Annotated in this window: 1 pseudogene; it reads left to right on the forward strand. The window is 70.2% G+C overall.

Features of this window, described 5'->3' with window-relative positions:
- Positions 1-642, forward strand: a pseudogene (locus tag PUR56_RS08920) (hypothetical protein); the annotation flags it as partial.

Here is a 642-nt window from a genome sequence, read left to right on the forward strand (position 1 = left end):
CCGCCCGGCAGCGCCTCCGCCAACGGCGGCATCGCGGCCGTCTCGCGCATCCCCGGGAGCATGGAGGTCTTCTTCGTCGGCGGGAACGGTTCGGTGCAGGACCGGTTCTGGTACGAGGGCGGCACGTGGCAGGGGTTCGAGTTGGCCCCGCCCGGAAGTGCCTCCGTCACCGGCGGTGTCGCGGCCGTCTCGCGCATCCCCGGCAGTATGGAGGTCTTCTTCGTCGGGGCCAACGGCTCCGTGCAGGACCGGTACTGGTACGAGGGAAGTGCCTGGCAGGGGTTCGAACTCTCGGCCCCCGGAACCGCGTCGACCATCGGGGGGATCGCTGCGGTCTCGCGGATTCCCGGGAGCATGGAGGTCTTCTTCGTCGGAGGGAACGGTTCGGTGCAGGACCGGTTCTGGTACGAGGGCGGCGCGTGGCAGGGGTTCGAGCTCTCCCCTCCGGGCAGTGCCTCCGTCACCGGCGGCGTCGCTGCGGTCTCGCGGATTCCCGGCAGTATGGAGGTCTTCTTCGTCGGCGGGAACGGTTCGGTGCAGGACCGGTTCTGGTACGAGGGCGGCACGTGGCAGGGGTTCGAGCTGGCTCCCGCCGGTAGCGCCTCCACCCACACCGGTGTCGCTGCGGTCTCGCGGATTCCC

Source organism: Streptomyces sp. BE303, assembly GCF_036290945.1.
Lineage (GTDB): Bacteria > Actinomycetota > Actinomycetes > Streptomycetales > Streptomycetaceae > Kitasatospora.